Origin of the sequence: Bradyrhizobium sp. OK095 (assembly GCF_900109945.1) — a bacterium.
Classification (GTDB): domain Bacteria; phylum Pseudomonadota; class Alphaproteobacteria; order Rhizobiales; family Xanthobacteraceae; genus Bradyrhizobium.
The window spans coordinates 78,031-104,787 of the sequence record NZ_FOBX01000003.1 but is presented as its reverse complement, the minus strand read 5'-3'; the positions used below and the strand labels follow the sequence as shown (position 1 = coordinate 104,787).

General features: G+C 64.3%; 27 protein-coding genes. 12 read left to right on the top strand and 15 right to left on the bottom strand.

Features of this window, described 5'->3' with window-relative positions; translation table 11 throughout:
- Window positions 1–40 precede the first annotated feature (40 nt).
- Entirely contained in the window at window positions 41–1,996 is a 1,956-nt protein-coding gene (locus BMW89_RS09445) for an ABCB family ABC transporter ATP-binding protein/permease (RefSeq protein ID WP_092024982.1), read from the bottom strand.
- A 201-nt stretch (window positions 1,997–2,197) separates the two neighbouring features.
- On the opposite strand from BMW89_RS09445, the gene BMW89_RS09440 reads away from it, so the two are divergent.
- The gene (locus BMW89_RS09440; protein WP_177195937.1) at window positions 2,198–2,803 is read left to right on the top strand and encodes an LOG family protein; all 606 of its coding nucleotides are present in this window, start codon (window positions 2,198–2,200) and stop codon (window positions 2,801–2,803) included.
- A gap of 3 nt (window positions 2,804–2,806) precedes the next feature.
- On the opposite strand, the gene BMW89_RS09435 is transcribed toward BMW89_RS09440, so the two are convergent.
- From BMW89_RS09435 to cysS, 4 genes are all read right to left on the bottom strand, one after another.
- Complete coding sequence (locus tag BMW89_RS09435) at window positions 2,807–3,184, bottom strand: VOC family protein (RefSeq protein ID WP_092024978.1); 378 nt, start codon at window positions 3,182–3,184, stop codon at window positions 2,807–2,809.
- A gap of 146 nt (window positions 3,185–3,330) precedes the next feature.
- A complete protein-coding gene (gene cimA / locus BMW89_RS09425; protein ID WP_092024976.1) occupies window positions 3,331–4,929 on the bottom strand; it encodes a citramalate synthase in 1,599 nt (532 codons plus the stop codon).
- Window positions 4,926–5,435: a GNAT family N-acetyltransferase gene (locus tag BMW89_RS09420; protein WP_092024974.1), complete on the bottom strand. Its 510-nt coding sequence runs from the start codon at window positions 5,433–5,435 to the stop codon at window positions 4,926–4,928. The genes cimA and BMW89_RS09420 overlap by 4 nt, the downstream gene beginning before the upstream one ends.
- Complete coding sequence (gene cysS / locus BMW89_RS09415; protein ID WP_092024973.1) at window positions 5,435–6,829, bottom strand: cysteine--tRNA ligase; 1,395 nt, start codon at window positions 6,827–6,829, stop codon at window positions 5,435–5,437. The genes BMW89_RS09420 and cysS overlap by 1 nt, the downstream gene beginning before the upstream one ends.
- Before the next feature lie 294 nt (window positions 6,830–7,123).
- Between cysS and BMW89_RS09410 the strand changes: the two genes are divergently transcribed.
- Together BMW89_RS09410 and BMW89_RS09405 are read left to right on the top strand one after the other, a co-directional pair.
- The gene (locus tag BMW89_RS09410) at window positions 7,124–7,429 is read left to right on the top strand and encodes a hypothetical protein (protein WP_177195936.1); all 306 of its coding nucleotides are present in this window, start codon (window positions 7,124–7,126) and stop codon (window positions 7,427–7,429) included.
- Between the two features lie 130 nt (window positions 7,430–7,559).
- Window positions 7,560–8,741: a DUF2865 domain-containing protein gene (locus BMW89_RS09405; RefSeq protein WP_092024969.1), complete on the top strand. Its 1,182-nt coding sequence runs from the start codon at window positions 7,560–7,562 to the stop codon at window positions 8,739–8,741.
- A gap of 237 nt (window positions 8,742–8,978) precedes the next feature.
- On the opposite strand, the gene BMW89_RS09400 is transcribed toward BMW89_RS09405, so the two are convergent.
- The 3 genes from BMW89_RS09400 to BMW89_RS09390 all read right to left on the bottom strand — a co-directional run bounded on the left by BMW89_RS09400 (window position 8,979) and on the right by BMW89_RS09390 (window position 12,588).
- The gene (locus tag BMW89_RS09400) at window positions 8,979–10,736 is read right to left on the bottom strand and encodes an NAD+ synthase (protein ID WP_092024967.1); all 1,758 of its coding nucleotides are present in this window, start codon (window positions 10,734–10,736) and stop codon (window positions 8,979–8,981) included.
- A 105-nt stretch (window positions 10,737–10,841) separates the two neighbouring features.
- Window positions 10,842–11,195 (bottom strand): diacylglycerol kinase, encoded by a 354-nt coding sequence (locus BMW89_RS09395; protein ID WP_092024965.1) that lies wholly within the window; start codon window positions 11,193–11,195, stop codon window positions 10,842–10,844.
- Window positions 11,196–11,199: 4 nt separating this feature from the next.
- Window positions 11,200–12,588, bottom strand: coding sequence for a class II 3-deoxy-7-phosphoheptulonate synthase (locus BMW89_RS09390; protein WP_092024963.1), 1,389 nt, complete (start codon window positions 12,586–12,588; stop codon window positions 11,200–11,202).
- Between the two features lie 181 nt (window positions 12,589–12,769).
- On the opposite strand from BMW89_RS09390, the gene BMW89_RS09385 reads away from it, so the two are divergent.
- Window positions 12,770–13,666 carry an alpha/beta hydrolase family protein gene (locus tag BMW89_RS09385; protein ID WP_092024961.1) on the top strand — a complete coding sequence of 299 codons (897 nt, stop codon included), beginning with the start codon at window positions 12,770–12,772 and terminating at the stop codon, window positions 13,664–13,666.
- A gap of 4 nt (window positions 13,667–13,670) precedes the next feature.
- Here the strand turns inward: BMW89_RS09385 and BMW89_RS09380 are convergent, their stop codons facing one another.
- Window positions 13,671–13,934 carry a hypothetical protein gene (locus BMW89_RS09380; RefSeq protein WP_092024959.1) on the bottom strand — a complete coding sequence of 88 codons (264 nt, stop codon included), beginning with the start codon at window positions 13,932–13,934 and terminating at the stop codon, window positions 13,671–13,673.
- Window positions 13,935–14,123: 189 nt separating this feature from the next.
- A complete protein-coding gene (locus tag BMW89_RS09375; RefSeq protein WP_177195988.1) occupies window positions 14,124–15,608 on the bottom strand; it encodes an aldehyde dehydrogenase family protein in 1,485 nt (494 codons plus the stop codon).
- Between the two features lie 113 nt (window positions 15,609–15,721).
- Between BMW89_RS09375 and BMW89_RS09370 the strand changes: the two genes are divergently transcribed.
- The 3 genes from BMW89_RS09370 (at window position 15,722) to BMW89_RS09355 (ending at window position 18,890) form a co-directional block, all read left to right on the top strand.
- Window positions 15,722–16,804: a substrate-binding domain-containing protein gene (locus tag BMW89_RS09370; RefSeq protein ID WP_092024955.1), complete on the top strand. Its 1,083-nt coding sequence runs from the start codon at window positions 15,722–15,724 to the stop codon at window positions 16,802–16,804.
- Window positions 16,805–16,882: 78 nt separating this feature from the next.
- Window positions 16,883–17,257: a winged helix-turn-helix domain-containing protein gene (locus BMW89_RS09365; RefSeq protein ID WP_092024953.1), complete on the top strand. Its 375-nt coding sequence runs from the start codon at window positions 16,883–16,885 to the stop codon at window positions 17,255–17,257.
- Window positions 17,258–17,513: 256 nt separating this feature from the next.
- Window positions 17,514–18,890 carry an HD-GYP domain-containing protein gene (locus BMW89_RS09355; RefSeq protein ID WP_092024951.1) on the top strand — a complete coding sequence of 459 codons (1,377 nt, stop codon included), beginning with the start codon at window positions 17,514–17,516 and terminating at the stop codon, window positions 18,888–18,890.
- An 18-nt stretch (window positions 18,891–18,908) separates the two neighbouring features.
- Here the strand turns inward: BMW89_RS09355 and BMW89_RS09350 are convergent, their stop codons facing one another.
- Window positions 18,909–19,286, bottom strand: coding sequence for a hypothetical protein (locus BMW89_RS09350; RefSeq protein ID WP_092024950.1), 378 nt, complete (start codon window positions 19,284–19,286; stop codon window positions 18,909–18,911).
- A 179-nt stretch (window positions 19,287–19,465) separates the two neighbouring features.
- Here BMW89_RS09350 and BMW89_RS09345 point away from each other — a divergent pair, with 179 nt between their 5' ends.
- The 3 genes from BMW89_RS09345 (at window position 19,466) to BMW89_RS09335 (ending at window position 22,379) form a co-directional block, all read left to right on the top strand.
- Window positions 19,466–20,875, top strand: coding sequence for an aldehyde dehydrogenase family protein (locus BMW89_RS09345; protein ID WP_092024949.1), 1,410 nt, complete (start codon window positions 19,466–19,468; stop codon window positions 20,873–20,875).
- A gap of 68 nt (window positions 20,876–20,943) precedes the next feature.
- Complete coding sequence (locus BMW89_RS09340; RefSeq protein WP_092024947.1) at window positions 20,944–21,504, top strand: DUF2478 domain-containing protein; 561 nt, start codon at window positions 20,944–20,946, stop codon at window positions 21,502–21,504.
- An 86-nt stretch (window positions 21,505–21,590) separates the two neighbouring features.
- Complete coding sequence (locus BMW89_RS09335; protein WP_244547560.1) at window positions 21,591–22,379, top strand: glutamate racemase; 789 nt, start codon at window positions 21,591–21,593, stop codon at window positions 22,377–22,379.
- Here BMW89_RS09335 and BMW89_RS09330 read toward each other — a convergent pair.
- A complete protein-coding gene (locus BMW89_RS09330) occupies window positions 22,376–22,945 on the bottom strand; it encodes a hypothetical protein (protein WP_092024945.1) in 570 nt (189 codons plus the stop codon). The genes BMW89_RS09335 and BMW89_RS09330 overlap by 4 nt on opposite strands.
- A gap of 162 nt (window positions 22,946–23,107) precedes the next feature.
- Here BMW89_RS09330 and BMW89_RS09325 point away from each other — a divergent pair, with 162 nt between their 5' ends.
- Together BMW89_RS09325 and BMW89_RS09320 are read left to right on the top strand one after the other, a co-directional pair.
- Complete coding sequence (locus tag BMW89_RS09325; RefSeq protein ID WP_092024943.1) at window positions 23,108–24,046, top strand: LysR family transcriptional regulator; 939 nt, start codon at window positions 23,108–23,110, stop codon at window positions 24,044–24,046.
- 136 nt (window positions 24,047–24,182) lie between these two features.
- The gene (locus tag BMW89_RS09320) at window positions 24,183–25,130 is read left to right on the top strand and encodes a helix-turn-helix domain-containing protein (protein ID WP_092024941.1); all 948 of its coding nucleotides are present in this window, start codon (window positions 24,183–24,185) and stop codon (window positions 25,128–25,130) included.
- A 9-nt stretch (window positions 25,131–25,139) separates the two neighbouring features.
- Here BMW89_RS09320 and BMW89_RS09315 read toward each other — a convergent pair whose 3' ends face one another.
- From BMW89_RS09315 to BMW89_RS09305, 3 genes are read right to left on the bottom strand one after another with little or no spacing between them, the layout of a single operon-like run.
- Window positions 25,140–25,724 carry a TIGR00645 family protein gene (locus BMW89_RS09315; protein ID WP_092024939.1) on the bottom strand — a complete coding sequence of 195 codons (585 nt, stop codon included), beginning with the start codon at window positions 25,722–25,724 and terminating at the stop codon, window positions 25,140–25,142.
- Between the two features lie 35 nt (window positions 25,725–25,759).
- Window positions 25,760–26,395 (bottom strand): TerC family protein, encoded by a 636-nt coding sequence (locus BMW89_RS09310; protein WP_092024937.1) that lies wholly within the window; start codon window positions 26,393–26,395, stop codon window positions 25,760–25,762.
- Window positions 26,396–26,401: 6 nt separating this feature from the next.
- Complete coding sequence (locus BMW89_RS09305) at window positions 26,402–26,755, bottom strand: hypothetical protein (protein WP_177195935.1); 354 nt, start codon at window positions 26,753–26,755, stop codon at window positions 26,402–26,404.
- Window positions 26,756–26,757 lie beyond the last annotated feature (2 nt).

Below are 26,757 nucleotides of genomic sequence, written 5' to 3'. Positions count from 1 at the left end.
GGTAGGGTTGTTTAGGCCAGAGTTGGGACCGGAGACAAGGTCACTCCGCCGCCGCAGGCGCCACGAGGGCGTCGTCGACCGGCGGCGGCTCCCGGTTGGGCGCCTCGCTGCTATCGGCCATTTTGGCCAGTTTTTCGCGTGCCGCCTCGGCCTCGCGCTGCCTGTTCCACATGCTGGCATAGAGGCCGCCCTGCGCCAGCAGCTTGGCGTGGGTGCCGCGCTCGGCGATCCGGCCCTGGTCCAGCACGATGATCTCGTCGGCGCCGACGATGGTCGAGAGCCGGTGCGCGATCACCAGCGAGGTGCGGTTCTTGGCCACGCGCTCGAGCGCGCCCTGGATCTCGTGCTCGGTATGGGTGTCGAGCGCCGAGGTCGCCTCGTCCAGCACCAGGATCGGCGGCGCCTTCAATACGGTGCGCGCGATGGCGACGCGCTGCTTCTCGCCGCCAGACAGTTTCAAGCCGCGCTCGCCGACCTGGGTCTCGTAGCCCATCGGCGACATCCGGATGAAATGGTCGATCTGCGCGAGGCTCGCGGCGTCCTCGACCTCGGCATCGCTGGCATCCCAGCGGCCATAGCGGATGTTGTAGCGGATGGTGTCGTTGAACAGCACGGTGTCCTGCGGCACCATGCCGATGGAGGCGCGCAAGCTCGCCTGCGTGACCTCGCGGATGTCCTGGCCGTCGATCAGGATCTTGCCGCCGGAGATGTCGTAGAGGCGGAACAGCAGGCGCGAGATGGTCGACTTGCCTGCCCCCGACGGGCCGACGATCGCGACCGTCTTGCCGGCCGGCACCTCGAAGCTGATGCCTTTCAGGATCGGTCGCGTCGGCTCATAGGCAAAGCGCACGTCTTCGAACCGGACCGCGCCGGCGGAGACGACCAGCGGCTTCGCATCAGGCGCGTCCTCGATCTCGGCCTCGCGGCCGAGCACGCCGAACATCTTCTCGATATCGATGATCGCCTGCTTGATCTCGCGATAGACCATGCCCATGAAATTCAGCGGCTGGTAGAGCTGGATCATCATGGCGTTGACCAGCACGAAATCGCCGACCGTGTTGGTGCCGTTGCGCACGCCGATCGCGCACATCAGCATGGTCGCGGTCAGTCCCAGCGTGAAGATCACGGCCTGCCCGGTGTTGAGCACGGCGAGCGACGTATAGGCCTTCACACTCGATTCTTCGTAGCGCGCGACCGAACGGTCATAGCGCTGTGCCTCGCGCGCCTCGGCGGTGAAATATTTGACGGTCTCGTAGTTCAGCAGCGAGTCGATCGCCTTGGTGTTCGCCTCGGTGTCGGAATCGTTCATCTTGCGGCGGATGCCGATCCGCCACTCGGTCGCGATGTAGGTGTAGTACATGTAGACTGCGACGGTGATGAGCGTCGCGAGCACGTAGCGCCAGTCGAACTGCCAGAGCAGCACCGCCATCAGCAGCGAGACCTCGACGATGGTCGGGATCAGCTGCAGGATCACCATGCGGACGATGACCTCGATGCCCTCGCGGCCGCGCTCGAGCACGCGCGTCAGGCCGCCGGTCTTGCGCTCGAGGTGAAAGCGCAGCGACAGCTCGTGCATGTGGATGAAGGTGATGGTGGCGAGCTTGCGCACCGCGTGCATGGCGACGCGGGCGAAGATGCCGTCGCGCCATTGCGTCAGCACCGCCATCACGATGCGCATCACGCCGTAGCTCGCGGTCAGCAGCAAAGGCGATGCGATCACCCAGAGATGCCAATTGTCGGCCGCGACCGGTGCGGTGTTGGCACCGGTCAGCGCATCCGTCGCCCATTTGAAGCTGAACGGCACCGTGAGCGTGATCAGCTTGGCCGCCAGCAGCAGCACCATCGACCAGACCACGCGCATCTTCAGGTCGGCGCGGTCGCCGGGCCAGATATAGGGCCATAGATGCGCCAGCGTGCCCATCAGCGTGGCCCGCTCCAGCGGTCCGCCCGCAGGATCGGGCGCGTCGGGGACGTCTGGCGAATGAGGTGGGTTCATCAAGAAGCCTGGAAGGCCCGCCGGATGCGGGCGCGCTGCGATTAACTGTTTTCGCCCGTCATATAGAGCCTTCCCGATGCCAGCGCACCCCGCCAGATGGCGAATCTTCGATTGTTTGCCGCCATTTACCGGTAGATTTCCGGGTAGTCCGAATCACCGATTGGGCTTGACGCCTCTTCGCTGCAATGCATCATGGCACCAATGAGCACGATCAAAACCGTCTGTGTCTATTGCGGCTCCGGCCCCGGAACCAACCCCCGCTTCACCGAAGGCGCAAAGGCGTTCGGCAAAGCCCTCGCCGAGAACAACATCCGCCTGGTCTATGGCGGCGGCTCGCTCGGCCTGATGGGCTCGGTCGCGACCTCCGTGCTGGATCACGGCGGTAGCGTCACCGGCATCATTCCCGAATTCCTCCGCAAGCGCGAGAACGCGTTGACCCGCGTGCAGGAGATGATCGTCACCCCCGACATGCACGAGCGCAAGCGGCTGATGTTCGAGCGCTCCGACGCCTTCGTGGCGCTGCCGGGCGGTGTCGGCACGCTGGAGGAGCTGGTGGAGCAGCTGACCTGGAAACAGCTCGGCCGTCATGCCAAGCCGGTGCTGCTCGCCAATATCGACAATTTCTGGGAGCCGCTGTTCTCGCTGCTGTCGCATATGCGCCAGACCGAGTTCATCCGCGCCGGCCTGTCGGTCGACATCCTCAAGGCCGATCGCATCGAGGACATTTTGCCGAAGCTGAAATCGGCCGTGGCGCAGATCGCCGAGTCGGAAAAGCAGCTCGCCCCGGAAGTCGCGCGCAAGCTTTAGAGATCACCCACTCGGGAACGTCACCGCCTCGATCCGGTTGCCGTCGGGGTCGGTGACGAAGGCTGCGTAATAGCGCACGCGGTCGTGCGGGCGGATGCCCGGTGCACCATCGGATGCGCCGCCAGTCGCAAGCGCTGCGGCGTGAAACGCATCGACCTCGCCTGTCGTCTTTGCCCGCAGGCAGATGTGCACGCCGCTCTCCGGCAACACGCGCACCATGCCCACGCGCAGATTGATCCAGAACTCCGGATAGGCCTTGCCGAAGCCGACCGTCCGCGGCCGCGTGACGAGGCGCGTGAGGCCGAGCGTGGCGAGGGTTGCCTCGTAGAATGCCGCGGAGCGTTCGAGATTGCTGACGCCGACGGAGATGTGGTCGATCATTGGTCGCACTCCCCTCTCTCCTCGTCATTGCGAGCGTAGCGAAGCAATCCAGACTGTCTCCGCGGAAAGATTCTGGATTGCTTCGTCGCAAGAGCTCCTCGCAATGACGGCGTTTGTGGCGCCGCCGGTACCTCCGCCGCCGTCCCCTACGCCGGCGCGCCCGACTTCACGAGCTTGTAGATCACCGAATCCATCAGCGCCTGGAACGAGGCGTCGATGATGTTCGGGGACACGCCGACCGTGGTCCAGCGGTCGCCGTTCTCGTCCTCGCTCTCGATCAGCACGCGCGTGACAGCGCCGGTGCCGCCATTGAGGATACGGACGCGATAGTCGATCAGCGTCAGGCCCTCGATGTACTTCTGGTACTTGCCGAGGTCCTTGCGAAGCGCAACGTCGAGCGCGTTAACCGGGCCGTTGCCTTCGGCCGCCGAGATCAGATGCTCGCCGGCAACGTTGACCTTGACCACGGCCAGCGCCACCGTGACGCGCTCGCCGTGCGAATTGTAGCGCTGCTCGACATTGACATCGAACTGCTCGACCTCGAAATAATGCGGCACCTTGCCGAGCGTACGGCGTGCCAGCAGGTCGAACGAGGCGTCGGCGGATTCATAGGCGTAGCCCGCCGCCTCGCGCTCCTTTAATTCCTCGACGAGGCGCGTCAGCTTCGGATCGCTCTTCTCGTAAGCGATGCCGGCGCGGTCGAGCTCGGCGATGACGTTGGAGCGGCCGGCCTGGTCGGACACCAGCACCTTGCGGTGATTGCCGATGAGTTCGGGCAACACGTGCTCGTAGGTCTGCGGATCCTTCAGCACGGCGGAAGCGTGAATGCCGGTCTTGGTGACGAAAGCGCTCTCGCCGACATAGGCCGCATGCCGGTTCGGCACGCGGTTGAGCATGTCGTCGAGCGTGCGCGAGACTTTTACCAGTGTCGCCAGCTTCTCTGCGGTGACGCCGATCTCGAAGGCGTCCGAAAATTCCTTCTTCAATTTCAACGTTGGGATCAGCGAGCAGAGATTGGCGTTGCCGCAGCGCTCGCCGAGGCCGTTGAGCGTGCCCTGGATCTGCCGCACCCCGGCGCGCACCGCGGCCAGCGAATTCGCCACCGCCTGCTCGGTGTCGTTATGGGCGTGGATGCCGAGATGATCGCCGGGGATGTGTTTTGTCACCTCGGTGACGATGGCCTCGATCTCGTTCGGCATGGTGCCGCCATTGGTGTCGCACAACACCACCCAGCGCGCGCCGGCCTCATAGGCGGCCTTGGCGCAGGCTAACGCAAAACTGGAATCTTCTTTGTAGCCATCGAAGAAATGCTCGCAGTCGAGCATGACCTCGCGGCCCGCGGCCTTCGCAGCCGCGACGCTGTCACGGATCGAGGCGAGATTTTCCTCCTTCGTCGTCTCCAGCGCGACGCGCACCTGATACGCCGAGGATTTTGCCACGAAGCAGATCGCGTCCGCCTTGGCTTCCAGCAGACCCGCGACGCCGGGATCGTTTGAGACCGAGCGGCCTGCCCGCCGCGTCATGCCGAAGGCGGTGAAGCGTGCGTGTGCAAGCTTCGGCTTGCTGGCGAAAAACTCGGTGTCGGTCGGATTGGCGCCGGGATAGCCACCCTCGACATAGTCGATGCCGAGCTCGTCGAGCATCGCGGCGATGATCTGCTTGTCGGTCAGCGTGAAATCGACGCCATTGGTCTGCGCGCCGTCGCGCAGCGTGGTGTCGAACAGATAAAGACGCTCCTTGCTCATTGCAGTGCTCCCGACGCGGGTCCGGTGCCGAGCGTCTTCTGCATGGTGGTATTGGCGAGCCACTCGTCGTTGACGGTGATGCTGTTGCGCTGCATGGCGACATAGCCGCGTTTGGCGAAGAAGCCCTGCGCCGTATCGCTGGCGTCGACCGTCAGCTTTTCCGCACCGCGGGCGCCGGCAAGCTTCTCCAGCGCATCGACGAGCATTGTCGCCAGGCCCTGCTGGCTGACTGCCGGATGCACATAGAGCATACGGATGTGATCCTTGCCGCGCAGCGACGCAAAGCCCACGGGGGAGCCCTCCAGCGTGGCGATCAGCGTCAGGTCGGCAGCGAGGTGCTTGCCGAACTCTTCGCTTTCAGCCGCCGCCATCCAGGCCTGCTGCTGCGCTTCGCTGTAGTCGTCGCCAGTCAACTCTTCGATGCTTGCCGTGAAGATCGCAGCGAGGACCGGCACGTCAGCCGGCAGGAACGGCCGCAGCGCGGGTGTGGGATGTGCCTGTGCCATCACGCCAGCTCCCAGGTCGTCACCGGCTTGCCGGCGGCGTCCTTGCCATCCTTGAGCACGACGCCCTTGGCGACGAGCTCGTCGCGAATGCGATCGGACTCCTTGAAATCCTTTCGCGCGCGAGCAGCCGCGCGCTCCGCAATCAAGCGATCGATTTCGCTGGCGTCGACGCCAGTTGCCTGCTGCTTGCGGCCTTCCCACTGCGCCGCGCTCTCGGAGAAGAAGCCGAGCAGCCGCAATGAGCCCGCCAGAGCGCTCACATCGCTGTTGCGCAGGCTATGCAGCGCCGCAATCGCCAGCGACGTGTTGAGGTCGTCGAGCAGCGGCTCGACCACCGACGCGGCCGGCTGGCCGGGCGCGACGTCGGCGGCGACGCGATACCAGTCGTCGAGCGTCCTTTTGCTCTCCTCCAGCGATTTCATGGTCCAGTCGATCGGCGAGCGGTAATGCGTCTTGAGCATGTTCAGACGCAGCACCTCACCCGGCCAGTCCTTGAGCAACTCGTGGATGGTGGTGAAGTTGCCGAGCGACTTCGACATCTTCTCGCTCTCGACCTGGAGGAAGCCGTTATGCATCCAGTAGTTCGCCATGCGCTCCCGGTGGAAGGCGCAGCAGGTCTGCGCGACCTCGTTCTCGTGATGCGGAAACACGAGATCGATGCCGCCGCCATGGATGTCGAAATATTCGCCGAGATGCTTCCAGGCCATGGCCGAGCACTCGACGTGCCAACCCGGACGCCCCTGCGCGGCGATGCCCGCCGGCGACGGCCATGACGGCTCGCCCGGCTTGGACGGCTTCCAGAGGACAAAGTCGGTGTTGCCTCGCTTATAAGGCGCGACATCGACGCGGGCACCGGCGACCATCTCGTCCAGCGAACGATTGGACAGCGCGCCATAGCGCGGCAACACTGAGTTCGCCGCGTTCATCGCCTGCGGCGAGAACAGCACGTGGTCCTCGGCGACATAGGCAAAGCCGCCGGCGACCAGCCTGTCGATGATCTCGCGCATCTCGGCGATGTGCTCAGTCGCACGCGGCTCGACGCTCGGCCGGAGCGCGCCGAGCGCATCGACGTCGGCGTGAAACTGTTGTCCGGTCTGCTCGGTGACCTCTCGGATCGCCTCGTTCAGCGGCAGCCCCGGAAAATCGCGCGCGGCGCGGTCATTGATCTTGTCGTCGACGTCGGTGATGTTGCGGACATATTTCACGTGCGCCTCGCCATAGAGATGGCGCAGCAGCCGAAACAGCACGTCGAATACGATCACGGGACGCGCGTTGCCGATATGGGCGAAGTCATAGACGGTCGGTCCGCAGACATACATGCGGACGTCGTTCGCATCGAGCGGCACGAAGGTGCGCTTCTCCTTGCTCAGCGTATCGTAAAGGCGCAATTCCATATGGATACCCGTCGGCTGTTGGCCGGGCGTCCAGGGCTCTCAATGGTTTTGAGAAAAGACGGCTCCAGCCAGCGAATCGCTAGCTCGTAATCTCGCGGCAAATGCCACACATGGCGAGGAGACCGTTCATTCGGGAACATATGGGCCACGAGGGGCCCTTGCGTCAAGGGAGCCGCGAAAATGCCGTCTTCTGCCCACGATGCGCAGCAGCACACCATGATGGTTCCATCATCCTTAACCTTTTGAGGCCATTCTGGAACTGGCGGTTCCTTATTTTTGCCCCCCGGTGTTTTCATGCGATCCTTGCTCGCGCTCATTTCCTGCGCCTCCATCCTTGCGGCATCCAGCGCATTCGCCGAGACCCGCGTCTTCATCATCGCCAACCAGGCGGACGGCCACGGCGTCGACCAGTGCCTGGCCAAGAGCGACAAATGCGGCGCGCAGGCTGCACGGACCTACTGCCAGTCACGGGATTTTGCCCAGGCATCAAGCTATCGCCGGGTCGATCCCGACGAAATTACCGGCTCTGTCCCCAAAACCGGCGCAAACTGCTCCCATGGCCATTGCGACGAATATGTCGCAATCACCTGCCAGCGCTGAATTCGCTCGGAGCTGGCGGACCTTAGGAGCAGTTTTCGGCCCCTGAAACGACGTGACGATGCCGCAGGAAGCGGCTATTGGAGGGCACGCTTCGGCCCCCCAAATCACGCTGGGCCGTGACCTCGCTAGAATGGCGGATATGCCTGAATTTTTGTCTCTCTCCCGTGCCCGCTCGATCCTTGCCTGCACCGTGCTCCTGAGCACCGTCATGCTCGCCAACAGCGCTCTCGCGCAGGCCGGCCCGCCCGGCCCGCCACCCCAGCCCGGCCAGAACGGGCTTGGACCTAATCCGATGTGCGTGCGGCTGGAAGGCCAGCTCGCCGGGCTCGATCGTGGCGGCGGCGGTGGTGACCCCGCGCGCGAAGACCAGATCCGTCGCTTCCAGGATTCCCAGGCCAAGCAGCAGTCCGAGCTCGACCGCGTCACCATGCAGGCCAAGCGCATGGGTTGCGATTCCTCCGGCTTCTTCTCGCTGTTCAGCGGCCAGTCGGCGCAATGCGGTCCGGTCAACACCCAGATCCAGCAGATGCGCGCCAATCTGGACCAGATCACCGGCAATCTCGAACGCCTGCGCGGCGGCGGCGGCTTCAGCCCGGAGCGCGACAACCAGCGCCGCTCCGTGCTGGCGGCGCTGGCGCAGAACAATTGCGGCCCGCAATATGCCAACGCCGCGCAATCGCAGGGCGGCGGTAACTTCCTGGGCAATCTGTTCGGCGGCAACAATTCGAACAATCCGCAAGGTGCGCCCTCCGATCTCGGGCCGCAGTCCGGCACCTACCGTACCGTGTGCGTGCGCACCTGCGACGGCGCCTATTTCCCGGTCTCGTTTGCGACCGTGCCGGCGCGCTTCCCCGACGACGAGAAGACCTGCAAGGCGCTTTGCCCCGCCGCGGAAGCCGTGCTCTACACCCATCGCAATCCCGGCGAGGACATGAACTCCGCGGTCTCGGTCAGCGGTCAGCCCTACACGGCGCTGCCGACCGCGTTCAAATTCCGCAGCGAGTTCAACCCGTCCTGCTCGTGCAAGGCCGCGGGCCAGACCTGGGCCGACGCGCTGAAATCGGCCGACGACAAGGCTGCGGCTGAGCAGCAGGGTGACATCATTGTCACCGAGGAGAGCGCCAAGAAGATGCAGCAGCGGCAGCTCACCAAGGGCACGCCTGCGAATGCCAAGAAGGGCGCAACTCCCGCGCCGACGACGGCGAGCGCACCGGCTGCGGCGCCGCCTGCGGATACGAGCACCACGACCGGGTCGGAGAACAAGCCGATCCGCTCAGTCGGACCGAGCTTCCTGCCGCAGCAGCAGAAGTAAGTCGTAGCGGCAGGTCGCTCCTCTCCCTTCTCCCCTTGCGGGAGAAGGTGGCGCGAAGCGCCGGATGAGGGGTTCTATCCGCGCTCACACGTGTACATGAGAGTACGCGGATAGAACCCCTCACCCTACTGAGTTCGCTTCGACGGCGGAGCTGCCCTCTCCCGCAAGGGGCGAGGGCACAATAACGCCCATCTCGCTCGCGGATACGGGAGAGGCAATCGCAAAAGCCAGCCTGCCCTACCCCTCAAACGCGTCGATCGAGGCGCGGCTGCCGCGCGACACCAGCGTCTCGTCGTACGCCGGCAACGGCTCGCCTTTATCGCGAAAGCGATTGGTGATGGGATAACGGCGGTCGCGGCCGAAATTCCTGGGTGTCACCTTCACGCCGGGCGCGGCCTGGCGGCGCTTGTATTCGGCGACGTTGAGCAGATGGTCGATGCGCGTGACCGTCTCGCGGTCGAAGCCGGCGGCGATGATTTTATCGAGCGGCTCTTCGCGTTCGACTAGCCGCGCGAGGATGGCATCGAGCACCTCGTAGGGTGGCAGCGAATCCTGATCGGTCTGGTTTTCGCGCAATTCCGCGGTCGGCGGGCGCGTGATGATATCGGGCGGAATGACCTCGCCGGCCGGACCCAGGGCGCCATCGGGCTTCCAGATGTTGCGCAGCGCCGCCAGCCGAAACACCTGCGTCTTGTAGATGTCCTTGATCGGGTTGAAGCCACCGTTCATGTCGCCATAGAGCGTGGCGTAGCCGACCGACATTTCCGACTTGTTGCCTGTCGTCACCACCATCAAGCCGGTCTTGTTGGAGATCGCCATCAGCAGCGTGCCGCGGGTGCGGGCCTGGAGGTTTTCCTCGGTGATGTCGGATGGCAAATTCTTGAAGATGCCTTCGAGGATGGTCTCGAAGCCGGTCACGGCTTCCGCGATCGGCAGCACCTCGTAGCGGAGGCCGAGATGGCCGGCGAGCTCGCCGGCGTCGGCGATCGAGTGGGGTGCGGTGTAACGAAAGGGCAGCATCACACCATGCACCTGATCGGCGCCGAGCGCGTCGACCGCGATCGCAGCACACAGCGCGGAATCGATGCCGCCGGAAATGCCGAGCAGCACGCCGGGAAAACCGTTCTTGGCGACATAGTCGCGCAGGCCCAGCACGCAGGCCGCGTAGTCGGCCTTGTCCCCCTCGGGCAGCGTGGCGATCGGCCCCGCGCAGCGCCAGTCGTCGCCGTTTCTGGTGAAGCGCAGCGTGGTGACGCTCTCTTCGAACGCCGGCAATTGCGCCGCGAGCGAGAGATCTCCGTTCAAAGCGAAGGAAGCGCCGTCGAACACCAGCTCGTCCTGGCCGCAAACCTGGTTGAGATAGACCAGCGGCAGCCCGCTCTCGGTGACACGCGCGACCGCGACCGACAGGCGCACGTCGTTCTTGTCGCGGGCGTAAGGCGAGCCGTTCGGCACCAGGATGATCTCGGCGCCGGTCTCGGCCAGCGTCTCGACCACGTTCTCGTAATCCTCTGACTCTTCCAGCCAGATGTCCTCGCAGATCGGCACGCCGATGCGCACGCCGCGCACGGTCACGGGGCCGGCCGCAGGCCCACGCGAAAACAGCCGCTTCTCGTCGAACACGCCGTAATTCGGCAGATTGCATTTGAAGCGCAGGCCGGCGATGCGGCCGCCGTCGAGCAGCGCGCAGGCATTGTAGAGCCTGCCGTCCTCGACCCAGGGCGTGCCGACCAGCATCGCCGGGCCGCCATCGGCGGTCTCGCGCGCGAGCGTTTCAATCGCGGCGCGACAGGCCGCCTGGAAGGCCGGCTTCTGCACCAGATCTTCCGGCGGGTAGCCGGTGATGAACAATTCCGGAAACAACACGAGATCGGCGCCGTCCGCGACAGCGCGCGCGCGCGCCGAGCGTGCCTTGGCAGCATTGCCGTCGATGTCGCCCATGGTCGGATTGAGCTGGGCGAGCGTGACCGCGAATGCGTTGAGACGTTCGGTCATGGCCGCCCCACTCCGGTCATCCGGCTAGAGCATGATCCGGAAAAGTGTGAAGCGGTTTTCCGACAAGATCATGCTCAAACAAAAGTCTAAAGCGCGATACGCGCTTTAGATGAAACCCAGTCGCTCGACGATCGCCAAAATCCAGAATGCCCCGGCCATCAGCAGTGCAACGCCGACGGCGGCCGAGCCCATGTCCTTGACCCGCCCGATCTGCTTGTCGCGATCCAAGGTCAGGCGGTCGGCAAGCTTCTCGATAGCGGTGTTGAGCAACTCGACCACCAGCACGAAGGCGACCGCGCAAACCAGCTCGACCGCGCGGGTCGCGGTCGAGCCGACCAACCAGGCGAGCGGCAGCGACACGAGCAGCGCGACGATCTCCTCGCGGACAGCCTGCTCCGAGCGGAACGCAAAGGCCAGTCCGTTGCGCGAATTGATCGTAGCCTTCCAGATCCGCAGCAAGGTCCTAGAGCCCCGCTGCGGCTGGCATCGGCCTGACCTTGCCGGCGCGCTCCTGCTTGAGCAGCTCGGCGATCAGGAAAGCCATGTCGATGGATTGCTCGGCGTTGAGACGGGGATCGCAGACCGTGTGGTAGCGGTCGTTGAGGTCCTCGTCGGTGATCGCGCGGGCACCGCCGATACATTCGGTGACGTCCTGACCGGTCATCTCCAGATGCACGCCGCCGGCATGGGTGCCTTCCGCCGCATGGATCGTGAAGAACGACTTCACCTCGGACAGCACGCGGTCGAACGGGCGCGTCTTGTAGCCCGACGTCGAGGTGATGGTGTTGCCGTGCATGGGATCGCATGACCAGACCACCACTTTGCCCTCGCGTTTCACGGCGCGGATCAGTCCCGGCAGATGGTCGGCGACCTTGTCGGAGCCGAAACGGTTGATCAGCGTCAGCCGGCCCGGCTCGTTGTCGGGGTTGAGCACGTCGATCAGCTTCAACAGCTCGTCGGGCTTGAGCGATGGGCCGCACTTCAGGCCGATCGGGTTCTTGATGCCACGGAAATATTCGATATGGCCGTGATCGAGCTGCCGGGTGCGATCGCCGATCCAGATCATATGGCCCGAAGTCGCGTACCAGTCGCCGGTGGTGGAATCGACGCGGGTCATGGCCTGCTCGTAGCCGAGCAGCAGCGCCTCGTGGCTGGTGTAGAAATCGGTGGCGCGCAGCTCCGGATGGCTCTCGAGATCGAGGCCGCAGGCCTGCATGAAGTTGAGCGCGTCCGAGATGCGGTCGGCCAATTCCTTGTAGCGGCGGGACTGCGGCGAGTCCTTCAGAAAGCCGAGCATCCATTGATGCACGCTGCCGAGATTGGCAAAGCCGCCGGTGGCGAAGGCGCGCAAGAGATTCAGCGTCGCGGCCGACTGGCGATAGGCCATCAGCTGGCGCTGCGGATCCGGCACGCGCGCTTCCTTGGTGAAGGCAATGTCATTGACGATGTCGCCGCGATAGCTCGGCAGCTCGACGCCATCAATCTTCTCGGTCGGCGAAGACCGGGGCTTCGCAAATTGCCCGGCTATACGGCCGACCTTCACCACCGGGACGGCGCCGGCATAGGTCAGCACCACCGCCATCTGGAGCAGCACGCGGAAGAAGTCGCGGATGTTGTTGGCGCCGTGCTCGGCAAAGCTCTCGGCGCAGTCGCCGCCCTGGAGCAGGAAGGCCTGACCGGTCGCAACGCGGGCCAACGACTTCTTCAGGTTGCGCGCCTCGCCCGCGAACACCAGCGGCGGAAAGGTCGCAAGCTGCGCCTCGACGTCGGCCAGGGCCTTGGCATCGGGATAGTCGGGCACCTGTAGCACCGGCTTGCTGCGCCAGGACTCGGGCGTCCACCGCTCGGACATCGCAATCTCTCCGTGAAGCAAAAAGCACAACCTGATCTGTGGGTTGCGAGGGCCGCCTTATACACAGGCTAATCCCCGGCCGCCAGTTGTAAATCCATTTCGCACTGCAAACCCTTGCGGGCAAAGCCGAATTCGCATTTGCTGGGGGCTGGCGAGGAAACTGGTAGGGCACGGGCTGTCCATGGACGCGGCGCGCGACGACGTTTTCATCGACGAGATCACCTTCGCAGCAACCGACGGGTATGTGCTGACCGGCACCCTGTTCCTGCCGCGCGGCACCAAGCGCCATGCGGTGCTGATCAATTCGGCCACCGCCGTGCCGCGGAAAATCTATCGCGGCTTTGCCTCCTATCTCGCCCATCGCGGCTGCGCGGTCATGACCTACGACTATCGCGGCATCGGCGACTCCCGGCTGCCGGCGATGGTCGGCTACAACCAGCCGAAATCGCTGGTCGGCTTCAAGGCCTCGATGTCGGACTGGGCCGCGCAGGATGTCACCGCCGCGGTGCGCTGGATGCGCGAGCGCTACACCACCCTGCCCCTTGCCTATGTCGGCCACTCCTTCGGTGGCCAGGCGCTTGGGCTGATCGACAACAACACCGACATCGCGCGCGCCGCGTTCGTGGCCGCGCAGGCTGCGACCTGGCGGCTGATGACCGCGCCGGAAAAATATCGCGTCTTCGCCTTCATGAACTTTGTCGGCGTGCCGCTGGTCCACGCACTCGGCTATGCGCCGGGCTGGGCCGGCATCGGCGAGGATCTGCCCCAGGGCGTTTTCCTGCAATGGGCCGACTGGGTCTCCAGCCCGCGCTATCTCTTTGATTCAAAACTGCCCGCGCTGGAGAACTTTGCCAAGTTCAAGGGCGAGCTGCGCGCGCTCTGCTTCTCCGACGATCCCTGGGCAACGCGCCCCGCGGTCGAGCTGCTCGTGAGTGGATTCACCGCGATCAAGCCGGAGGTGCTGACGGTGAAGCCGTCCGACGTCGGCGCCAAGGGAATAGGCCATTTCGGCTTCTTCCGCCCCGAGCATCGCGACACGCTGTGGCGCGGCGTCGCGGAATGGATCCAGGGGGAATGAGGCGTTAACGGATGATTGTCGTCAGCGACGAGTAGCGCTTGTTCGGCTTGGCCTCGCCAGCCGAGAACTGCGCGAAGGCGTCGCTGATGCGAACCGCGGGCGGTGTATCGCCGGCGAAACGAAATTCCTTCGGCCTCGGCGCATAGAAGCTGGCGCTGTAATAGGAATCGTCGAAGCGCGCCTCGCCGACCCCGAACAATGCGTCGCAGACGAACAGGAGCGCGTAGACTCCCGCAACCGCCGCGACGATCTCCCTGAGAACTGACATGCTGATACCCCACCCTTTTGCAGTGAAGATGCACGCCGGTTCCAAAGCTGAGGTTTAAGGCGCCACCCTTCTTGTCCGCAGGGTTTGCCGCTCCTGAGCGGATTGCAGACAATTTTATCCTTTCTGAAAAACGAAGCCCGCCTGACCGGGCGGATCAGGCGGGCTCCAGGATTGGCCGCTCGGGAGGTATCAGACGGCCAAATTCATCCACACCGCCTTCGGCTCGGTGAAATTGTCGATCGCGGCGGTGCCGTGCTCGCGGCCGAGACCGGAATCGCGCTCGCCGCCCCAGGGCAGGCGCACGTCGGTATAGCCATAGGTGTTCATCCAGACCGTACCCGCCCGCGCCCGCTTGGCGAAGCGCTGCAGCTTGCCGATGTCGCGGCTCCAGACGCCGGCAGCGAGACTGTAGGCGGTGCCGTTGGCGATCCTGAGTGCGTCGGCCTCGTCCTTGAACTTGATGATGCTGACGACGGGGCCAAAAATCTCCTCCTGCGAGATCCGCATCTCGTGCTCGACATCGGCGAACACGGTCGGGCTAATGAAATAGCCGCGATCGCCGACCCGCTGGCCGCCGGTGACGAGAGTCGCGCCTTCCTTCTGGCCGATCTCGACATAGTCGAGGATCGACTTCATCTGTTTCTCGGAGATGACGGGGCCGAGCGCCGTCTTGCGATCAAGCGGGTCGCCGATCCGAAGCGACTTCGCGCGCGCCGCGATCCGCTCGACGACCTCGTCATAGACCTTCTCCTGCACCAGCACACGGGAGCCGGCCGAACAGACCTGGCCGGCATTGAAGAAGATGCCGGAGCCGGCCGCCTTGCTGGCTGCTTCGAGATCGGAATCGTCGAAAATGACGTTGGCCGACTTGCCGCCGAGCTCGAGCGAGACGCGCTTGAAGTTGCGCGCCGCGCCCTTCATGATTCCGCGGCCAACGCCGGGCGAACCGGTGAAGGTGACCTTGTCGACATCGGGGTGATTGACCAGTGCGTCGCCGACGACGCGGCCGGGTCCGGTGACGACGTTGAAGACGCCCGCCGGCAGGCCCGCTTCGAGCGCGAGCTCGGCGATGCGCAGCGCCGACAGCGAGGTCAGCTCGGCCGGCTTCATCACGACGGTGCAGCCGCAGGCCAGCGCCGGCGCCAGCTTCCACATGCCGATCATCAGCGGGAAATTCCACGGCACGATCGCCGCGACCACACCGACCGGCTCGCGCACGGTGTAGGTCAGGGCATCGTCGCGCACGGGGACGACGTCGCCCATGATCTTGTCGGCCCAGCCGGCGTAATAGATCAACGTGTCGACGGCGGCGGGAAAATCCTGGCGCGCCGTCGCGGAGATCGGCTTGCCGGCATCGATCGATTCGAGTTCGATGATCTCGTCGGCATTGGCCTTCAGCAAGTCGGCCCAACGCAACAGGATCTGGCCGCGCTCGGAGGCGCGCATCGTGCGCCACGGGCCTTCGAACGCCCGGCGTGCAGCGGCGACCGCAAGCTCGACGTCGACCTCGCTGCCCTCGGCGATGGTGGCGATGATTTGCCCGGTGGCGGGATTGAGGGAGTTGAAGGTGCGTCCGGAACTCGAGGGGACGCGACGGCCGTCGATGAGCAGATGCTGCGGCCGGGACATGAACTCGGTCGCCGGCGAGTGTGCAAAGTCATATGCAACAGACATCATATTTCCTCCTGATCTGGTATACCAGACTAGGCCTCTATTGCGCCGAGTAAATATGATATGGAGTACAAATGAAGGCCCCATATATGAAGCGAAGTTCATAAGGAAAGCGAATGCTTCAGATCGAGATCGAGGCCGTCTGGCGGTTTCGCCACGAGGGCAGCCCGCGCACCGCCATCATCATGATCGGTATCCTCAACGAAATCCGGAAGACCGGAAAGATCACCAGCGCGGCGAGCGATGCGCATCTCTCCTATCGCCACGTCTGGAATCTGATCGAGCAATGGACGGAATTCTTCGGCACGCCATTGGTCGAGACCCAGCGCGGCAGGGGCTCAAAACTGACGCCGTTCGGCGAGCGGCTGGTGTGGGCCGGCGAGCGCATGCAGGCGCGGCTGGGGCCGCAGCTTGAAAACCTGGCGCAGGAGCTCGCGAGCGAGATCAAGCCGTTCCTCGAACAGCGCCCGTCCGTGATCAGGGTGCATGCGAGCCACGGCTTTGCGGTGGCAAAGCTGCGCGAATTCCTCGACCGTGAGCCCGGCATCGGCGTCGATTTGCGTTATGTCAGCAACCAGAATTCGCTGGTGTCGCTGGCGCAAGGCGCGTGCGATCTCTCGGGTCTGCATCTGCCGCACGGCGCGCTGCGGGCCCAGGGTATCAAGGCGGCGCGCGAGTGGCTCGATCCGCGCGAGAACCGCATCATCAATTTTGTTACTCGCGAGATGGGCCTGATGGTCGCTCGCGGCAATCCGCTGCGCATCGCCTCGCTCGGCGACATCACCAGGCCAAAGGTCCGCTTCGTCAATCGCGACCATGATTCCGGCACGCGTCTTCTGTTCAACCAGTTGCTCGCAGCGGACGGCATCGACGAGAGCCGCATCAACGGCGCACAGCAGATCGAGTTCACCCACGCCGCCGTCGCCGCCTATGTCGCGAGCGGCATGGCGGATGCTAGCTTTGGCGTCGAGGCCGCCGCCCGGCATTTCGGCCTCGATTTCATCCGCCTCCTCACCGAGGATTATTTCTTCGTCTGCAAACGCGGATTCCTCGATACCGCACCGATGCAGCGCATCCTCGAAATCATCCGCAGCGCCGATTTCCGCGCCGCCGTCGCCACCCTGCCCGGCTACGTGCCATCGGATACCGGCAACGTGACCGGCGTGAAGGCGTTTTTGGAGATGCACGCCGTGCGATGATGCGGCAGGCGGCGCGCACCTTGTTCGCGACGGGCAAGAATGGCAATCTCCGTTTAGAGCCATTCAAGAGAATCCATCATGTCGCGCGCCAGCGCCAAATCGCTTCCCCAACTGAGCCTGCGCATCGACCTCGACGGCGAGGATCGGATCGGGCCTGGCAAGATCGAGCTTCTGGAGCAGATCCGCGAGCAAGGCTCGATCTCGGGGGCCGGCCGCGCCATGGACATGTCCTACAAGCGCGCCTGGGATCTCGTCGACGAGATCAACCGAATCTGCGGACATCCGGTGGTGGAGCCGCAGGCCGGCGGCAAGAATGGCGGCGGCGCGATGCTCACGCCCTTCGGCGAAAAACTCGTTGCGCGTTACCGCAAGATCGAGCGCGACGCCGCACGCGCCGTGCACAAGGAGCTGGAAGCGCTCAAGAGCGACATCGCCCGTTCCCGGAAGTCGTGAACGGACGGGCACGCCAAAAATTCCATCGTGACGGGCTCGAAGAAACCGTCGACCCTCGCCTTCTATGCCTCGGCCGGTTTCGAGCAGAGCAAGACCGGTTTTCAGATCCGGCGGTTGCCGCCTCGGGCAGAGGCGGCCGGCTAACCCCGCGCGCCCCCGGGGAAATACCACCTGTTAATTCTCTCATGATCAGGTGGGGCTTTGCAGATGCGATCGGCCCGGATCGGCCGGCGAAAGCTGCCCCGGAGCCCCGACCATGGAACTTGCGCCGCCGGCCCACGAACAGCATGACAGGGTCACGCTGTCCGAACTCCTGGGCGCCCTCAGCCACGCGCTCGATCTGACCGAGGGGCAACCGGCGGGACATTGTGTACGATGCAGCCATATCGGCGTTGAGATCGGCAAGGACATCGGCCTTGGCGAGAATGAAATTACCGAGCTGTACTACGTGCTGTTGCTGAAGGATCTCGGCTGCAGCAGCAACGCGGCCCGCATCTGCGAGCTGTATCTAACCGATGATCTCACCTTCAAGCAGGACTTCAAGTTGATCGACGGCAGCTTGCCGCAGGCGCTGCGCTTCGTGCTCAGCCATACGGGCCTGAAGGCCGGGCTTGCCGAACGGTTCCGCGCCATCGTCAACATCTTCCAGAACGGCGGCGAGATCGCGCGCGAACTGATCGAGACGCGCTGCCATCGCGGTGCGGATATCGCCCGTAAAATGCGTTTCTCCGAGCCGGTCGCCGAGGGCATCAAGAACCTGGATGAGCATTGGGACGGCGGCGGCAAACCCCTTGGTTTGTCCGGCACGGCCATCCCGATCTATTCACGCATTGCCCTGCTGGCACAGGTGATCGACGTGTTCCACGTTTCGAACGGATCCGAGGCGGCGCTGCGCGAAGCGAAGAACCGATCGGGGACATGGTTCGATCCCGACCTCGTCGCTGCCTTCGAGCGCATCGCGGCCCGGCCCGCGTTTTGGGAGATGCTCCGCGCCGACGATGAACATGAATCGATCCTTCATCAGGCGCCGGAACAGGCGAGCGTGCCGATCGACGAGGACTATCTCGACGACATCGCGGCCGCCTTCGCTCAGGTGGTGGATTCCAAGAGCCCTTACACCAGTGGTCACAGCGACCGCGTGACGTTGTTTACCGATATGATCGCCGAGGAGCTGGCGTTCAGTGCCGCGCAGCGGCGCAAGCTCAAGCGTGCGGCGCTGCTGCACGACATCGGCAAGCTTGGTGTCAGCAACGCCATCCTCGACAAGCCGGGCAAGCTGGATGACGCCGAATGGGACATCATGCGGATGCACTCCGCGCATTCCGAAGCCATTTTGTCGCGCATCGGCGCTTTCAGCGCGCTCGCCCCGATCGCGGGTGCGCATCACGAACGGCTGGACGGCAAGGGCTATCCGCGCGGTCTCGCGGGAGACCAGATCTGCCTGGAAACCCGCATGATCACGACCGCAGACATCTTCGATGCGCTCACCGCCGACCGCCCATATCGCGCCGCGATGACGATCACCAAAGCTCTCGGGATCATGTCCGGGATGGTCGGGACCCAGATCGACGCGGACTGCTTTGCGGCGCTTCACAGAGCATTGGGACGCATCCACGGGACAATGGCGGCCTGACGACCCGCGTAGCTCGCCTCAGTTCGGCCGCACCGACATTTCGGGCATCGGCTGGGTCAGTGCTTCGCCAAGCAGCCCCTGCTCCGCCTTCGGGATCGAGAAGCGGACCTTGAAGCCATCTTCGGTCTGGAGCGTGATGATGCGCTGGGTCGTGTCGGTCGACTGCTCGATCGCCCAGGATGCCAGCGGATAGGCGTAGCGCAGGCTCTGGTCGCCGTAGCGGGCCTTCAGCGCCGCCTCCAGTAGCCCTGGCAGCGTCATGATCAGGGCGCCGACCTGGTTGAGCGAGACGCTGACGGCGGCGGAATTACCCGTCACGTCCTCGAAGCCCAGCGAGATCGCACCGCCATCGGCCGCCACCTCGCAAGTCGTGAGCTGCCTCACCTTGATTTCCATCGCCAGTCCCGGAACGCAGTTCGCTATATCCATTACGATATATCGATATGTCCATCCGCGTCCAGCCTGCTTTTCTGGAATTGATCGAACCGCCCGCGTGGCCGGTTCAGCGAAGTCGTGATATATAGTTCGATATAACGAGGCCCGAACGGCCCGTTGTTCAAGGGAGCGCAAAGCCAATGAGTGACTACAATCTTCTCATCGACGGCAAGATGGTGCCCGGCGACCAGACCATGCCGGTTCTCAATCCAGCGACCGAAGAGGTGGTGGCACAGTGTCCGCGCGCCTCCAAGGCGCAGCTGGACGCGGCCGTGGCCGCCGCGAAGGCCGCCTTCCCGGCATGGGCTGCGACCCCGATCGAGGAGCGCCGCAAGCTCGTGAACAAGATGGCCGACGTCATCGAGGCCAATTCGGGTGATCTCGCCCGCATTCTCACCAGTGAGCAAGGCAAGCCGCTTGGCGACGCCACCGGCGAAGTCATGGGCATGGCCGCCTTCTTCCGCTATCTCAGCTCGCTCGATCTGCCGATGAAGGTGATCGAGGATTCCGGCGACCGCAAGGTCGAGGCGTATCGCCGTCCGCTCGGCGTCGTCGGCGCGATCATTCCCTGGAACTATCCGCTGCTGATCCTCAGCTTCAAGCTGCCGTCGGCGCTGCTCGCCGGCAATACGCTGGTGGTCAAGCCGGCGCCGACCACGCCGCTCGCCACCTTGCGCTTCGCCGAGCTGATCAAGGACATCCTGCCGAAGGGCGTACTCAACTTCATCACCGATGCCAACGATCTCGGCGGCGAGATGACCAAGCATCCCGACATCCGCAAGATCTCGTTCACCGGCTCGTCCGCGACCGGACAGAAGGTGATGGCGAGCGCGGCGCAGACGCTCAAGCGCATCACGCTCGAGCTTGGCGGCAACGATGCCGGCATCGTGCTCGACGACGTCGACCCGAAGAAGGTCGCACCCGGCATCTTCGAGGGCGCCTTCCAGAACTCCGGCCAGGTCTGCCTCGCCATCAAGCGGCTCTATGTCCACGAGTCCGTCTATGACGAGCTCTGCAACGAGCTTGTCGCGATCGCCAAGAGCACGGTGGTCGACGACGGCGCCAAGCAGGGCACCAAGCTCGGACCGCTGCAGAACAAGATGCAGTACGAGAAGGTGAAGACGTTCCTCGAGGACGCGCGCAAGAACGGCAACATCGTTGCCGGCGGCTCGGCGATGGACCGGCCCGGCTACTTCATCGAGCCGACCATCGTGCGCGACATCAAGGAAGGCTCGAAGCTGGTCGACGAGGAGCAGTTCGGCCCGGTGCTGCCGCTGATCAAATATTCCGACAACGATGATGCGATCCGCCGCGCCAATGCCACGACTTACGGCCTCGGCGCGTCGGTGTGGTCGTCCGACATCAAGCGTGCGCACGCGGTCGCGACCCAACTCGAATCCGGCACGGTCTGGATCAACAAGCACCTCGACATGGCCCCGAACATCCCGTTCGGCGGCGCCAAGCAGTCGGGCATCGGCACTGAATTTGCCGAGGAAGGCCTCGCCGAATTCACTCAGCTCCAGATCATCAACGGCCCGCCGGCGGCCTGATCCGACAACCGGGACCGCGGCAAAACCGCCGCGGCCCCACTCTCTTTGCAGCGAAGCAGAGGCGACCCATGTTCGACGCGCAATGTGACCTTGCCGCCCTCGTCTACGAGCCGCATCAGGATCCCGACGCGATCTTGCGCAGCTTCGCAGCGGGTCTGAATACACGCGGCTTTCGCGTCGTCGGCATGGTTCAGGCAGGGCATTGCGCGGACTCCAGCCTGTCGGCGGTGCTGCTTCACAGCGGCGAAAAACTTCTGCTGGCGCAGGATTTCGATCCGGCCGTGCAGGGCTGCCGGCTTGATCTGGCAAGGCTGCAAAATGCCGGAACGCGGATCGCAGATGCCCTCGCCCATGGCGCCGATCTCGTCATCATCAACCGTTTCGGCAAGCGCGAGCGCGACGGCAAGGGCCTGTCCTATCTGATCGAGCGCGCACTCGACGCCGACATCCCCGTGCTGATCGCGGTCGGCACGGATCATTTCGCCGACTGGATCAAATTCGCCGGCGGCATGAGCGTCAAGCTTAGCTGCGACCGCGGCGCGCTGGACACGTGGTGGCAGGTCGTCTCGGCGCAGGGTGCGGATCCGATGCGCGATGAGCATCGGACCGTTTGTGAAATTTTGAAGTGAAATAATCCGCAACTTGGTGTGGGTTTACATCGGCGCCCGGCTGATGCAGAGACGTCCCGTCTTTCATAAGCTTGGCGTGCTGCATCGTGAACAAAGTCATCCTGAATCAACCGATCGCAGTCTTCGATGCCGGGATCGGCAGCTATGCCATCGCTCGCAAGATCGCAGACCGTTTCCCGGGGCAGGATGTGCTCTACTTCGCCGACCGCGCCAACTTCCCTTATGGCGGCAAGGGCAGGACCGAGCTGCTTGCCGTAATGCGAAGCACGATCGAACGGCTGGAGAGTTTTGGCCCGGCAGCAATCGTGATCGCCTCGAATGCGCCTTCTGTCATGGTCCTCGACGATCTCAAGAGCTGGAGCCGGACGCCGATCATCGGCGTGTTTCCGCCCGTCCGGCGCGCGCTCGACACGTCGCTCACCAAGCGGATCGCCATCATGGGCGTGGCCTCATTGATGTCGAGTTCTGAAATCCGCGCTTACGTGGAGCGAGAATCCGCAAGCCAGGGCGACGTCGACCTCGTCAGCGCGTCTGATCTCGTCGAGTTGGTCGAGAATGGCGCGTTCCTCACCGAGCCCGACCGAACCTTGACTGCCGTGCGGGCCAAGCTCGGTACGCTTCATCCGGACACGGATGTCGCGACGTTGTCGTCCACGCATCTGCCGTGGCTTTTGCGCTACTTCGAAGAGGCCGGGCCGCACGTGCGTTTTCTCGATCCAGCCGACGACGTCGTCGAAGCTATCGCCCCGCACGCGAGCCGCGGCTCCGGCGCATTCCGGACCCTGGTGTCCGAACGCGAAGGCTACGATATCGCGGATTTTCGACGCATGCTCGCGCGTCTCGGCCTCGACCTGACGATCGAGCGCGCCCGCTAATCATCCTTCAGCGCGGATATCACCTGCTCGCCGCGGTCGGTCAGGCGATAGGACACGAGCGGACGGCTCGAGGGCGGCTTGCGGTCGATCTCGACGATGTAGCCGCGCACCATCAGCGCTTCGAAGCTGCCATAGTAGCCGAACATGCTGATCTCGTTCTGCTTGAGCAGCTTGAACTCGCGCAAGAGACGGATCTCGTTGCCGGAGAGCAGCGACCGGCGGACGCGCTGGACGAACCGCGCGCGCTGCTCGAACCAGGCCTGATCGGGCAATTCATGCGAGACCGGCGCCGGGGCACGTTCGCAGGGACGCGCGACCGGCGCAATTTCGGCCGCGATCGGCGGCAGGCACGGCATGCTGCCGACGACCGCGTCTTTGGCCACATCGAGCAATGCGATCGCCCAGCGCCGCTTATTGTCCACCATCACCGGCGGCGGCACGACATTGTCACGCACCAATTGCTCGAAGCGGCCGGCGGTCACGCCGACATAGGCCGCGGCTCGCCGGCGATCGACCAGACGCGTGTCCCGCACAATTTCGGGCTCGCAAACAAGGTTCTCGTCCACCCTAAAATCCCCTGGCGCCTCGTTGCGCAAGGCATGGCGCATCCCCGGCGGGACCGGCCAAGCCGGCCGCGAACCTAGGTGGGACCGGCGCTCTCGAAAAGCAGAGAATTTCGTACAGGTTGATGCCGTTTCGGCAACAGCTATAGTCAGCCGGGGGATCCCATGCGCTTTCACTCACCGGCCATCCAGTACTTCCACGCCGTCCGCCGCACCGGCTCGATCCGGGCCGCCGCGCGTGTCCTGAACGTTGCCTCCTCAGCCGTCAGTCGCCAAATTCTCAAGCTAGAGCAAGAGGTTGGATCACCCCTGTTCGAGCGTAATGCGCGCGGCCTGACCTTGACGACGGTCGGCGAGATGCTGGCCCGGCACGTCATGAACGTGCTCCAGGACCTCGACCGCTTCCGCTCGGACGTGGCGTCCCTGTCCGGCGCCTGGCACGGCACCGTCAGCATCGCCTGCATCGAGTCCATCACCGAGTCAGTGCTGCCGGACCTGATCGCTTTGCATCGCGGCCGGGCCCGGCGCGTCAACTTCACCGTCGAGGTGAAGGGCTCGTCGGACGTGCTGGAGGCGCTGAGCCGCGGGGAAGCCGATATCGGCATTGCCATTGCGCTTCGGCATCCGCCGGACCTGCGCCAGGTCGCGCTGAAGCGCTTTCGCCTCGGCGCGCTCGTCGCGCGCGAACACCCGCTGGCGCGCCGCAAGACGGTCACGCTGGCGCAGTGCCTCGCCTTCCCCGTCATCCAGGCGCTGCCGGAGCTGTCGATCTATCATCTGCTCCAGCCGCTGATCGCGCAGCTCTCCGAGACGCCGGAGCCGGCGATCCAGGCCAATTCGATCGACCTGATGCGCGAGCTCGCCGCGCGCGGCGTCGGTGTCGCCTTCCAGACCCAGCTTGGCATCAACAGGCTATCGCGCGACAGCCAACTTGTTTTCCTGCCGCTCGACAATGCCGGCAGTCCTGTGTGGTCCGACCTCGGCATCTATGTTCGCGCCGAGCGCACCCTGCCCGCCTTCACAGAGTCATTTCTCCAGGAGCTGGTGCGTGAGCTCGGCGAACGCGAGCGACGGGAGAACGCGGCCTATCCGCAAGTTGCGTGATGAGACAGAACCAACTCTCGATGCGCTTCGACGTAACTGCTTTGGCAGTAGTTTACCGGAATATGGCCGATGGCCAACCGTCTGATACCTTTCGGGACCTCAGCTCGCTCACCCCTGAAGTCCCAAGGATTCCGAAATGCCGCTAGCTCGGCTCAAGCCTTCGCGAGTCCTCGGCATCGAGCGCTTCTCGGACTTCGGTGAATTTCGTGCCAACGAAGTGCTCGGGCTCGGTACCAGCACGCCGCTTCATCCGCGGGAATTCTCGCTGTCCCGCGCCATCCTGCCGCTCCGGGACGGGCTGTTCGTGCTCCAGCGTGCGTTCGCTCGCCGGCTCGAGGTCGATGTCGGCACCGATCACGGCGTCGGCCTCGTGGTGCCGCTCTCGTTTCACTCCGTCAGCAATGGCCGCGAGATCGACAATTCGGTGGTGAGCGTCGTGCGCGGCAGGGTCCCCATCAAATCCGTCGAACGCCAGCCCAACACCTACCTGATGATGCGCTTCAACTCGGACATGCGCCATCGGGGCTGGGCCGACTACGACAGCGGGCTCGGATTCTTTCGCACGCAGGACGATCCGATGGCGCGGCTGCGCGCCACGATCCTGAGCATGTTTTCCCTGGCCTCCGATCACGGCGATCCCAGGCAGTTCGAAGCACTCAACCGGCCGATCCAGGAGACGCTCCTCGCCTGCCTCGACACCATCCTGGTTCCCGCTGGCGCGCTGACCGCCCGACGCGGATCGTTCGACAAGCACTGCAAGCTGGTCGCGCGCCTCGACGAGGTGGCCGCGCTGTTCGGCAGCAAGCCGCTCTACAGCGACGACCTCGCCACGCAGCTCGGCGTGTCCGTGCGCACGCTCCAGACCGCGACCCACGCGGTGCATGGCGTCAGCCTGCATCATTATTTGCGCCTGAAGCGGCTGTGGACTACTCGCGTGCAGCTCATGACCGGAAGTGCCGGCTTGAGCGTCAAGGCCGCGGCGCTTGGCAACGGCTTCTGGCACCTCGGCGACTTCTCACGGGGCTACAAGCTCACATTCGGCGAAGCGCCCTCCGAGACGCTGGCGCGGAGCCGGCGCCTCTGAGCGCCGTTTTCAACCGTGACGGGCTTCCTTGCGGTGGCCGCTCTCGCTGATGCGGTCGACCCAGGCGATGCCGATCGCGGAGATGATGAAGGTCAGGTGGATCAGGACCTGCCACATCACGCCGCTCTCGGTGAAATTGCTGCGCGCGGTGCCGAGATTGCCGGCCTCGATGAAGGTCCGCAGCAGCGAGATCGAGGAGATGCCGATGATCGCCATCGCCAGCTTGATCTTGAGCACGCTGGCGTTGACGTGACTGAGCCATTCCGGCTCGTCCGGATGGCCGTTCAGGTTCAGCCGGGAGACGAACGTCTCGTAGCCGCCGACGATCACCATCACCAGCAGGTTCGAGATCATGACGACGTCGATCAGCCCGAGCACGACCAGCATGATCTGCTGCTCGCTGGCGTCGAACGAGTGCGCGACCAGGTGCCAGAGCTCCTTGAGGAACAGCAGCACGTAGACGCCTTGTGCGACGATGAGGCCGACATAGAGCGGCACTTGCAGCCAGCGCGAGCCAAAGATCAGCTGGGCAAACGGGCCGATTTTCGGCCGCGGCACGGAGTGCGCCGAAGGTGCTTTGGGTTCAGACATCATGGATCACTCCGGATTTGCAGATAAGAATTGTCGCCTCAGAGACTCGCGATGACAGGCGCTAGCTCGAGCGAGCCGCGATAGATCATCTCGAAGGCGACGTAAATGATGATGGCAAGACCGACATAGGCGATCCAGCGCTGCTTCTGGAGCACGCGGCCGAGCAGATCGGCGGCAACGCCCATCAGCGCGACCGACAGTAGCAGGCCGAAGGCGAGGATGTAGGGATGCTCGCGCGCGGCGCCCGCGACCGCGAGCACGTTGTCCAGCGACATCGAGACGTCGGCAGCGACGATCTGTGCCGCGGCCTGACCGAAGGTTTTTCGCGACGCAGGAGCAGCGCCTCCGCCGCTGCCATGGCTGAACGCAAGCTCTGTGCGCGCGGCCTGCTCGCGCAGCTCGCGCCACATCTTCCAGCACACCCAGAGCAGCAGCACGCCGCCGGCGAGCAGGAGGCCGATCACCTGCAAAAGCTGGGTCGCGACGCCGGCAAAGACGATGCGCAATGCGGTGGCCGCGACGATGCCGACGACGATGGCGCGCCGGCGCTGCTCGGCCGGAAGACCCGCGGCGGCGAGCCCAATGACGACGGCATTGTCGCCGGCGAGCACGAGGTCGATCAGGACAACCTGAAGCAGCGCGCTCAGCGCCTCAGCGGTGATGAATTCGGTCATGATTGATCATTTTTTCGGTGCGGAGGGATCAAGCCAATGTGGCTTCTTGCGTTCGATCCAGTCGAAGACCTTTGAACGGGAGGAGCGCAGCGCGGGCACGTCCTCGGCGAGCAGCGCGAGGCCGAGCGGCAGCATCCAGATGCCGAGCACCGGCAGAAAGGAGAGCACGCCGCCGACGACGAGCAGCGCCCCCGAGGGAATCCTCACCCAGCGGCTGGACGGCTTGAGCAGATAGGAGACGGTGCCACCGACGCGTGGCGGCAGGCGATGGACGAGCTTGTCGAGGCGCGGGTCACCGCCGGCCACCTGGCCATTGGTGCCCTCGGTACTCGTCGTCCGCTCGTCCGATGCCGCGCTCATGC

Excerpts from the sequence above, each read along its gene's own strand:
- BMW89_RS09370 (WP_092024955.1), top strand. The coding sequence starts at position 15,722 with ATGCTTCAGATCGAGATCGAGGCCGTCTGGCGGTTTCGCCACGAGGGC.
- BMW89_RS09390 (WP_092024963.1), bottom strand. The coding sequence starts at position 12,588 with ATGTCCGAGCGGTGGACGCCCGAGTCCTGGCGCAGCAAGCCGGTGCTA.
- BMW89_RS09320 (WP_092024941.1), top strand. The coding sequence starts at position 24,183 with ATGCCGCTAGCTCGGCTCAAGCCTTCGCGAGTCCTCGGCATCGAGCGC.
- BMW89_RS09420 (WP_092024974.1), bottom strand. The coding sequence starts at position 5,435 with ATGGCACAGGCACATCCCACACCCGCGCTGCGGCCGTTCCTGCCGGCT.
- BMW89_RS09305 (WP_177195935.1), bottom strand. The coding sequence starts at position 26,755 with ATGAGCGCGGCATCGGACGAGCGGACGACGAGTACCGAGGGCACCAAT.
- BMW89_RS09325 (WP_092024943.1), top strand. The coding sequence starts at position 23,108 with ATGCGCTTTCACTCACCGGCCATCCAGTACTTCCACGCCGTCCGCCGC.
- BMW89_RS09365 (WP_092024953.1), top strand. The coding sequence starts at position 16,883 with ATGTCGCGCGCCAGCGCCAAATCGCTTCCCCAACTGAGCCTGCGCATC.
- BMW89_RS09350 (WP_092024950.1), bottom strand. The coding sequence starts at position 19,286 with ATGGAAATCAAGGTGAGGCAGCTCACGACTTGCGAGGTGGCGGCCGAT.
- BMW89_RS09380 (WP_092024959.1), bottom strand. The coding sequence starts at position 13,934 with ATGTCAGTTCTCAGGGAGATCGTCGCGGCGGTTGCGGGAGTCTACGCG.
- BMW89_RS09345 (WP_092024949.1), top strand. The coding sequence starts at position 19,466 with ATGAGTGACTACAATCTTCTCATCGACGGCAAGATGGTGCCCGGCGAC.
- BMW89_RS09435 (WP_092024978.1), bottom strand. The coding sequence starts at position 3,184 with ATGATCGACCACATCTCCGTCGGCGTCAGCAATCTCGAACGCTCCGCG.
- cimA (WP_092024976.1), bottom strand. The coding sequence starts at position 4,929 with ATGAGCAAGGAGCGTCTTTATCTGTTCGACACCACGCTGCGCGACGGC.
- BMW89_RS09400 (WP_092024967.1), bottom strand. The coding sequence starts at position 10,736 with ATGACCGAACGTCTCAACGCATTCGCGGTCACGCTCGCCCAGCTCAAT.
- BMW89_RS09410 (WP_177195936.1), top strand. The coding sequence starts at position 7,124 with ATGCGATCCTTGCTCGCGCTCATTTCCTGCGCCTCCATCCTTGCGGCA.
- BMW89_RS09440 (WP_177195937.1), top strand. The coding sequence starts at position 2,198 with ATGAGCACGATCAAAACCGTCTGTGTCTATTGCGGCTCCGGCCCCGGA.
- BMW89_RS09385 (WP_092024961.1), top strand. The coding sequence starts at position 12,770 with ATGGACGCGGCGCGCGACGACGTTTTCATCGACGAGATCACCTTCGCA.
- BMW89_RS09315 (WP_092024939.1), bottom strand. The coding sequence starts at position 25,724 with ATGATGTCTGAACCCAAAGCACCTTCGGCGCACTCCGTGCCGCGGCCG.
- BMW89_RS09445 (WP_092024982.1), bottom strand. The coding sequence starts at position 1,996 with ATGAACCCACCTCATTCGCCAGACGTCCCCGACGCGCCCGATCCTGCG.
- BMW89_RS09405 (WP_092024969.1), top strand. The coding sequence starts at position 7,560 with ATGGCGGATATGCCTGAATTTTTGTCTCTCTCCCGTGCCCGCTCGATC.
- BMW89_RS09355 (WP_092024951.1), top strand. The coding sequence starts at position 17,514 with ATGGAACTTGCGCCGCCGGCCCACGAACAGCATGACAGGGTCACGCTG.
- BMW89_RS09375 (WP_177195988.1), bottom strand. The coding sequence starts at position 15,608 with ATGTCTGTTGCATATGACTTTGCACACTCGCCGGCGACCGAGTTCATG.
- BMW89_RS09310 (WP_092024937.1), bottom strand. The coding sequence starts at position 26,395 with ATGACCGAATTCATCACCGCTGAGGCGCTGAGCGCGCTGCTTCAGGTT.
- cysS (WP_092024973.1), bottom strand. The coding sequence starts at position 6,829 with ATGGAATTGCGCCTTTACGATACGCTGAGCAAGGAGAAGCGCACCTTC.
- BMW89_RS09340 (WP_092024947.1), top strand. The coding sequence starts at position 20,944 with ATGTTCGACGCGCAATGTGACCTTGCCGCCCTCGTCTACGAGCCGCAT.